At 56.9% G+C, this 8261-nt stretch carries 10 protein-coding genes and 1 pseudogene; 3 read left to right on the top strand and 8 right to left on the bottom strand.

The window, feature by feature from the left end; translation table 11 throughout:
* The 3 genes and pseudogenes from F8J34_RS02855 to trpS all read left to right on the top strand — a co-directional run.
* Positions 1-190, top strand: a pseudogene (locus F8J34_RS02855) (hypothetical protein); the annotation flags it as partial.
* Positions 191-198: 8 nt separating this feature from the next.
* A complete protein-coding gene (locus F8J34_RS02850) occupies positions 199-822 on the top strand; it encodes a site-2 protease family protein (RefSeq protein ID WP_297056340.1) in 624 nt (207 codons plus the stop codon).
* Positions 819-1823: a tryptophan--tRNA ligase gene (gene trpS / locus F8J34_RS02845; RefSeq protein ID WP_297056338.1), complete on the top strand. Its 1005-nt coding sequence runs from the start codon at positions 819-821 to the stop codon at positions 1821-1823. The genes F8J34_RS02850 and trpS overlap by 4 nt, the downstream gene beginning before the upstream one ends.
* On the opposite strand, the gene sfsA is transcribed toward trpS, so the two are convergent.
* The 8 genes from sfsA to metK all read right to left on the bottom strand — a co-directional run bounded on the left by sfsA (position 1820) and on the right by metK (position 8053).
* Positions 1820-2509, bottom strand: a complete 690-nt coding sequence (gene sfsA / locus F8J34_RS02840) for a DNA/RNA nuclease SfsA (protein ID WP_297056336.1) — start codon at positions 2507-2509, stop codon at positions 1820-1822. The genes trpS and sfsA overlap by 4 nt on opposite strands.
* Positions 2506-3360 (bottom strand): DNA-processing protein DprA, encoded by an 855-nt coding sequence (gene dprA / locus F8J34_RS02835; protein WP_297056334.1) that lies wholly within the window; start codon positions 3358-3360, stop codon positions 2506-2508. The genes sfsA and dprA overlap by 4 nt, the downstream gene beginning before the upstream one ends.
* A gap of 137 nt (positions 3361-3497) precedes the next feature.
* Positions 3498-4106, bottom strand: a complete 609-nt coding sequence (locus F8J34_RS02830) for a hypothetical protein (protein WP_297056332.1) — start codon at positions 4104-4106, stop codon at positions 3498-3500.
* A 10-nt stretch (positions 4107-4116) separates the two neighbouring features.
* On the bottom strand, positions 4117-4581 hold the full coding sequence (locus F8J34_RS02825) for a chemotaxis protein CheX (protein ID WP_297056330.1): 465 nt from the start codon (positions 4579-4581) through the stop codon (positions 4117-4119).
* Positions 4565-4957 (bottom strand): YkgJ family cysteine cluster protein, encoded by a 393-nt coding sequence (locus F8J34_RS02820; RefSeq protein WP_297056328.1) that lies wholly within the window; start codon positions 4955-4957, stop codon positions 4565-4567. The genes F8J34_RS02825 and F8J34_RS02820 overlap by 17 nt, the downstream gene beginning before the upstream one ends.
* Entirely contained in the window at positions 4929-5618 is a 690-nt protein-coding gene (gene queC / locus F8J34_RS02815; protein ID WP_297056344.1) for a 7-cyano-7-deazaguanine synthase QueC, read from the bottom strand. The genes F8J34_RS02820 and queC overlap by 29 nt, the downstream gene beginning before the upstream one ends.
* Before the next feature lie 6 nt (positions 5619-5624).
* The gene (gene ahcY / locus F8J34_RS02810; protein WP_297056326.1) at positions 5625-6881 is read right to left on the bottom strand and encodes an adenosylhomocysteinase; all 1257 of its coding nucleotides are present in this window, start codon (positions 6879-6881) and stop codon (positions 5625-5627) included.
* Positions 6882-6892: 11 nt separating this feature from the next.
* A complete protein-coding gene (metK, locus tag F8J34_RS02805) occupies positions 6893-8053 on the bottom strand; it encodes a methionine adenosyltransferase (protein ID WP_297056324.1) in 1161 nt (386 codons plus the stop codon).
* Positions 8054-8261: the final 208 nt, after the last annotated feature.

The raw sequence follows: 8261 nt of genomic DNA, 5'->3' as shown, positions 1-8261 counted from the left end.
ATATTTTAAGCTTAAAAATATAAGTCTTGAAATTTCCGGGAAAGATTTAAAAAGAGAGCTGGGGCTCACCCCGGGACCTCTCCTGGGACGTATCCTAAGAGAGGTCTTCTATGCCCGCCTTGACGGACGGGTGAAAAACCGGGAAGATGAGCTTCGGCTGGCGCGTGAACTCTTAGCCAGGGAGGGATAAAGGTCCTCATGTGGTTGCCTGATTTGAGAACCCTGATCATCATTACTCCGCCCCTGCTTCTGGCCATTACCTTTCATGAATTGGCCCATGGATGGATGGCCTGGCGTCTGGGAGATCCTACCGCTAAAGCCGCCGGAAGACTCACCTTAAACCCTTTGAAGCACCTCGATCCGGTGGGGACCCTGGTCCTGGTTCTAACCCAGGCCATAGGCTGGGCCCGACCGGTGCCGGTGAATCCCAACTACTTTCGCCATCCCCGCCGGGACATGATGTGGGTTGGGCTGGCCGGGCCGGGGGCCAATTTCCTTATGGCTGTGCTCCTGGCCGTTCTCTATCATGCCCTTTCCCCCGGAGCCCATATCCTGGCGGTGAAGCTCCTGCGTTTGATGCTGGCCCTGGGGGTGCAGATCAACCTGGGTCTGGGCATCTTCAACCTCCTGCCGGTTCCGCCTCTGGACGGCAGTCGAGTCCTGGCGGGAGTGCTCCCCTCCTCGGTGGCCTATGCCTTTATGCGGTACGAATTCATGGGCTTTATTTTCCTCATCCTTCTCATCTTTACAGGCGTGGTGGATAAAATTATATTCCCTCTGATCTTTGGTTTTTCTCATCTGCTGCTCGGAGGGTGGCCGTGAGTCGAAAACGGGTGCTGAGTGGAATGCGTCCTACCGGTCCCTTACATCTGGGGCATCTGCATGGAGTCCTCCGGAACTGGCTGGATCTCCAGGAGAAATTCGATTGTTTCTATTTCGTGGCCGACTGGCATGCCCTTACCACCGAATACGAAAACCCCCGACGCATTCCGTCCTTTACCCGGGAACTCCTCCTGGAATGGCTCTCAGCCGGGCTGGATCCGGAAAGGAGTGTAATCTTCGTCCAGTCCGCCATCAAGGAACACGCCGAATTGTATCTTCTCTTCGGGATGATCGTTCCGGTTTCCTGGCTGGAACGCAATCCCACCTATAAGGACATGCTTCAGAATCTCCAGAGCAAAGATCTTTCCACCTACGGCTTCCTGGGCTACCCGGTGCTTCAGGCCGCGGATATCCTCATCTACAAGGCCCAAAAGGTTCCGGTGGGGGTGGATCAGCTTCCTCATCTCGAGCTCACCCGGGAGATCGCCCGGCGTTTCAATTACCTTTACGGAAAGGAGGTCTTCCCCCTTCCCGAACCCCTTCTTTCCCGCGAGGCGGCAAAGGTTCCCGGAATAGACGGGCGCAAGATGAGCAAAAGCTACGGCAACGCCATCTTCCTGAACGACTCCCCCGAAGAGGTGCGGCGAAAAATCCTCTCCATGATTACCGATACGCAACGTCCGCGAAAGAGTGATCCCGGAGATCCCGAGAACCGCTGTGTGGCCTTCCAGCTCATCCGTCTTTATACCCCCCAGGAACGTCTGCGCGAAATCGTGGAAGACTGTCGGGCTGCCCGTCTCGGCTGCCGGGATTGTAAGGCCGAGTTGGCCGAACGGGTGATCCGCTCTCTGGAATCCCTGTGGAAGCGGCGGGCGGAGCTGGAAAAACAGCAGGACCTGCTGGAGGAGATCGTTTCCCGGGGGAACCGTCGGGCCCGGGAAATAGCCGCCGTTACCCTGGAGGAGGTAAAAGAAACCCTGTGGGGAGAAAGGTACTTCTAGGCCTCTATCGGGATATATCTTTCGAAAAAGACCCCCTGTCCATCATACTTTAAAACCGCGGCCCGGGCCTGCAGCCCGCTTCGAAGGGCTTCCCTGAGGGTCCCGGCAAAGGCGGGATCAATCTCCTCGGCCGCGCGTAATCGGCGGGCCTCCTGCCGGAAGACCAGAAAGAGCAAACCGGCCACGTTCCCGGAACGAACAAGGGAGATCAGGGCTCGAAGGTGGCGGGTCCCTCTTTCCGTGGGGGCATCCGGGAAAAGAGCCACTTCTTCCTTAGCCCAGGTTACGCCCTTCACCTCCAGATACAACGGCCCTTCGGAGGTTTCCAGGAGAAAATCTAGACGTCCCTCCCCTACCCTGGGCTCGGCCTTGAGATCCGTAAAGTCTCCGAAGGGATGGGCCTCGAACAGGAGGTTGGCCGTAATCCGGCGATGGTAGCCGGAATGGCAGAAACACCAGTAATCCCGAATCCTGAAGGCCAGAAGATCCCATCGGGTCTTCCGGCGGGGATTGCGGGCCTTGCGCAACAGAACCGGGCACCCCTTCCGGGTCAGATCCGGGAGGCGCCCCGGGTCATGGAGATGCACCTCCTCGATTCTTCCCTCCAGCTCCACCCGGGCCAGAAAGCGATTGGGGCGTTCCAGAAAGACTCCCTCGGTGTCGGCGGGGATCCTGAAAAGCATCATTTAACCCTCTGGTAAAAGCGCCCGGGAAGACTCTGGATGAAACCGGCTAGTTCCAGTTCCAGAAGCCTGGCCGCCAGATCGGACATCTCCAGACCGGACTCGACCATTATCTCATCGAAGTGCTTGGGATAATACGGAATACAGGCCAGAAGAGGATCCTCCGGCTGAGACGGAGGTTCCTGGACCGGGGTCTTCTCCAGGCCCAGGGCCTCCAGCACATCGTCTAACTCTGTGGCCGGCCAGGCCCCCTGTTTCAGAAGTTCGTTCGTACCCCGGCTCTGTGGCGAAAACACACTTCCCGGAACGGCCAGGACCTCGCGTCCCATCTCTGCAGCCAGGCGAGCGGTGATCAGGGCCCCGCTCTTTTCCGCAGCCTCCACCACCAGCACCGCTCGCGAAAGGCCGGCAATAATCCGGTTGCGTCGAGGAAAATGCCATCTCTCCGGACGGGACCCCAGGGGAAACTCCGAAACAAGGGCCCCTCCTGCGGCCACGATATCCTCGGCCAGGTGCCGGTGGGAGGAGGGATAGATCACATCCAGGCCCGAACCCAGCACCGCCACGGTGTAGCCTCCTGCGGAAAGGGCCGCCTGGTGCGCCTCGGCGTCCACCCCCAGGGCCAGCCCGGAGATGATCGCCGTTCCCCGGGCGGCTACCTCCCGGGACCATTCCCGGGCCAGCTTCAATCCATAAGGGCTGGCTTTTCTGGCCCCCACCACCCCCAATCCCCATAGATCTCCGTAAATCCGTCCCCGCACATAAAGAAAAGCCGGCGGATCGGGTATCTTTCGAAGGGCCTCGGGATACTCTTGATCCGAATAGAAGACCAATCTGTACCCTTGATCCCTCACCCGCTTTACCTCTTCCCGGCCCAGTCGAAGAATCTTTTCCGGCGCAACTTCCAACCGCCGGGAACAGGAGATTACGGGAACCAAACCCTTGAGAACGGCTAATCCTACCAGATAGAGCCTATCTTCGGAAAGATCCATCAGGCGGGAAAATGTACCAGAATACGTTCGGGATAGACTTCCAGGCGGGCCTCAGGATGCCATATTTCTCTGGCCGCGGAGAAAAAGGGACTTTGGGTATCGGCCAAGGGGGGTTCCAGTTCAAAGTGGACCTTTACTCCCTCGGAAATCCCTTCCGCCGAGAGGCGAAGTCGGCCCCCTCTTTCGGCCAGAGGAAAGACCAGACCGTAAAAGAGGGCACACAGCCCGGCCCGTAACCGATTATAGGGCATTCTTACCTGATACTCCTCGGGAATATGCATCTGCTGCTCCACCCGATGTTTAAAGGAAAGTTCCGCCTGCCAGAAGGTAAGTTCCTTCTTTAGGATCTCGTGCAGGGGCCAGGGACCGATCTCCTCGCGGTTCATGTCCTCTTCCGCGGCCGCAAGGAGGTTGGTCAGCTTAAAGATCTGTTCCTTGAGGCGTTTCATACCCTCGGCCACGGCCCCGCCGGCTTCCCCCGCTTCGAGCTTGTTCTCCAGGATCTCGGTCTGCACCAGAAGGGCCTGTAAGGGCCCACGCAGGTTGTGAAGATACCCTTTAAAAAGACACCCTAAGGCCGCTTTGCGAAGAAGATCTTTCTCTTTCATAGGTGTTTTTTTACTTCTTATCCAGGCAAAATTGAAGGGCCAGCAAATGCCCGTTTAACTCAAATTCCAATACCAGATGGTCGGACTTACACAGAGTGTGCAGCCTGTAATCTTTACCGGTCACTATGGAGGGGGTGGAGGCCGAAAGGGATATTCCCTGTTGTTCGAAGCGGCGCCGGAAGGCCCCACAGATCATGTTGGCCATCTCTCCGGCGGCATCTTCCACCTCATCCGTAACCTCGGTCGGAGCACTACCGAAAAGGGCTTCGAGGATCTTGAAAAGGGCTTCCTTGGAAAAGGAGACCACAAAGGCCCCGGATACCTTCTCTCCGGTAAGTCCGGCTATGGCCGTAATCTCCCCCAGAGGAAATTCGTTCTGGCGGGTAGAATAATTCTTTAAGACCGGGGGAGTACCGGTATAGACCCCGATAACCTCTTCTACCGATTCCTTCAAAGCCTCAATCAGCGGATTCACCTCTCCAAAACTCCCTCAGTTCTTCCCAGGTTAGCTCCTCAGAAAAACCGGGGCAACTGGAACGGATTATTTCAAAATTTTCTCGATCTTTCAAGATGCTGGGATGAAGGGGCCACTGCCGGCAATGATCCGGTTTCACCGGATGGATCCGGCAGCCCTCCCGGGGATGATAAAAGATGCAGTGTCCCTCCACGGTTTTCATTTCCAGTCGGCCTCCTCGATGGACCAGGAAACGTGCGGTAAGTTCTTCTACGGATAGTTTCAGATAGGCGGCTATGCGTTGAACCTCCTCCGGGGAGAGGGAGACCGTACTTTCCCCCTGACAGCAGAAACCACAGCGTTTACATTCAAAGATCTTCCGTTGCTGACGACGCATAAGGAATAGGGTCTTTCAAACCGGCCTCGGCAAAAGCCTTAAGCCGAAGACGACAGGACTCGCAACGTCCACAGGCCGTCTCCTCCTGCTGGTAACAGGACCAGGTGAGATGGAAGGGAGCCTTAAGCTCTGCTCCCAGCCTCACGATCTGGGCCTTGGTGAGATAGATGAGCGGGGTCTCGATCCGGATGTGGGTTTCCGGACGGGTCCCCTCCTCGATAGCCTTCTCAAAGGCATCAAAAAAGCTCCTCCGACAGTCCGGATACCCCGAAAAATCGAGTTCGTTGGCCCCGATGAAGATCTTTTCGGCCCCCAGCACCTCGGCCCAGGAGGTGGCAATGGCCAGAAAATGGGCATTACGAAAAGGCACGTAGGTTACGGGAATGGACCGGGGATCCGGTTCCTTTTCGGGCACGGCGATGCTTGCATCCGTAAGGGCCGAGCCTCCGATGGCCTTGAGCGCCGGGACTTCGGTTATGAGGGAATAGCGAGGCCGGAAATACTCACAGAGGTCCCTGAAGGCACGTTCCTCCCGGGCCTCGGTTCGCTGACCGTATTTCACGTGCAGAAGGGCCAGATCGTGATCTCTTGCGGCCAGAGCTGCGGTAACACAGGAATCCAGGCCTCCGGAAAGGAGGACCACCGCAAGGGGTTTAGCCATGGCCACTTAGGTCCCCATCTCCCAGGAGGATAAATATTTTTCCTGTTCCGGGGTGAGTCGATCTATTCGGATCCCCATGGCCGAAAGTTTAAGCTGGGCCACCCGCCGATCTATTTCCTGCGGAACACCATAGACCTTATTTTCCAGCTCGCGGGCATGCCGGGCCAGATAGGCGCAACAGAGGGCCTGGTTGGCAAAGCTCATGTCCATCACCGCCGAAGGGTGTCCCTCGGCAGCAGCCAGATTTACCAGCCTGCCTTCGGCCAGGACATAGATCCTGCGTCCGTTAACCAGGGTATATTCTTCTACATGTTCCCGAATGCGGCGTTTTTCCCGGGAGATCTCGGCAAGGCCTTCCAGATCGATCTCCACGTTGAAGTGACCGGAATTGGCCACGATGGCCCCATCTTTCATGCGCAGAAAATGTTCCTTCCGGATCACGGCCATATCTCCGGTAACCGTACAGAAGAAATCTCCGCGTTCCGCAGCTTCCTCCATGGGCATGACCTCGAAACCATCCATCACCGCTTCCAGGGCCTTAAGAGGGTCCACCTCGGTTACGATTACCCGGGCTCCCATACCCCGGGCCCGCAGGGCCAGCCCCCTTCCGCACCAGCCGTAACCGGCCACCACGAAGATGGATCCCGCCAGAAGGCGGTTGGTGGCCCGAAGGATTCCATCGATGGTGGACTGTCCGGTCCCGTAACGGTTATCAAAAAGGTGTTTGGTTAGAGCGTCGTTTACCGCAATTACGGGATATTTGAGGGCTCCGTCCCGGGCCATGGCCCGCAAACGGATAACCCCGGTGGTGGTCTCCTCGGTGCCCCCCATGACCTCCGCCGCCTGCTCCGGCCGCTCGGCATGCAGGGTGGAAATGAGATCCGCTCCGTCGTCCATGGTGATATGAGGATGGGTATCCAGGACGGCCTTGATATGAGCATAATAGGTGTCGCGATCCTCCCCTCGCACGGCAAAGACCGGGATTCCGAAGTCTTTTACCAGAGAAGCCGCCACGTCGTCCTGGGTAGAAAGGGGATTGGAGGCACAGAGGGCCAGCTGTGCTCCCCCGGCCTTAAGGGTTAGCATCAGGTTGGCGGTTTCGGTGGTAACATGCAGACAGGCCCCGATACGTAGCCCCTGCAGGGGTTTTTCGCGTTCGAACTCCTCCCGGATAAGGTTAAGGACCGGCATATCCTTGGCGGCCCACTCTATCCGCAGGCGCCCCTTTTCCGCAAGCGAAAGATCCTTTATATGATGTTCCATTTCTCGCCTCCCTAATCCAGCCCGGCCAGTTCCTTGATCTTTTCTACCATATCCAGCCGCTCCCAGGTGAAGTCCGGATCATTACGCCCGAAATGTCCATAACACGCCGTTTTCCTGAAGATCGGACGTCGCATATCCAGGTATTCGATCATGTGACGCGGACGAAAATCAAAGAGCTCTTTAATGATTTCCACGATTCGCTCCACCGGAATATTATTGGTCCCGAAGGTCTGGACATTGATGGCGATGGGTTCCGGCACCCCAATGGAATAAGCTACCTGAACCTCAAGCTCCCGGGCCACCCCGGCAGCTACCATGTTTTTGGCCACATAACGGGCATAATAAGAAGGGGTGCGATCCACCTTGGTGGGATCCTTACCGGAGAAGGCTCCTCCACCGTGGTGCCCGCGCCCGCCGTAAGTATCCACGATAATTTTTCGCCCGGTCATCCCGCAGTCCGCAAGCGGGCCCCCGATAACGAACCTTCCCGTGGTGTTCACCAGAAATTTGGTCTCCGGACGAAGATGCTCCGGGGAGATGACCTTTTTGATCACCTCCTCCACGATGGCTTCTTTGAGTTCCTTGTATTCCACCCAGGGTTCGTGCTGAGCCGCTACCACTACGGTATGCACAAAGACCGGGCGCTTGTCCTCATAGGCCACCGTTACCTGCGTTTTTCCATCCGGGCGCAGGAAGGGAAGGATGCCCTTTTTGCGCACCTCAGCCAGACGCATGGCCAGCCGGTGGGCATACCAGATGGGCATGGGCATGAAATCCGGGGTCTCGTCACAGGCATAACCGAACATAAGGCCCTGATCCCCGGCACCGATTTCTTCTCCTCGATCTACCCCCATGGCGATGTCCGGGCTCTGCCGGTCGATACTGGTAAGAACGGCACAGGTCTGCCAGTCAAATCCGAGATCGGAATGATTGTATCCGATCTCCTTCACCACTCCTCGGGCAATGGTGGCATAGTCCACCCGGGCCTCGGTGGTGATCTCACCGGCGATGAGGATCATACCGGTATTGACCATGGTTTCGCAGGCTACCCGAGCATAGGGATCCTTTTCCAGAATCGCATCGAGAATGGCATCCGAAATCTGGTCTGCCACCTTATCGGGGTGTCCTTCGGTGACCGATTCCGACGTAAAAAGAAAATTGGAAAGCCCCATTCTTTAACCCTCCTCTTCCAAAACTCAGGGTTTAACCTAAACCGGATTTACAGGCAGTTGTCAAGATTCAGACTTTTTCTTTATTCCCCCGCCCGCCCACTTCTTCTAGCGCAACCAGAAACCGCGCCCAGGGAGCCCTTTCCGCTCCGGGCATACTCATTCTCATATTCCCATTCCTCTCCATTTCGCCCCCATTTCATTTCTATTT

This window comes from Thermosulfurimonas sp. (genome assembly GCF_015491435.1).
Lineage (GTDB): Bacteria > Desulfobacterota > Thermodesulfobacteria > Thermodesulfobacteriales > Thermodesulfobacteriaceae > Thermosulfurimonas_A.
Note: the sequence above shows the minus strand (reverse complement) of the source record. Positions and strands in the feature narration are given on the sequence as shown.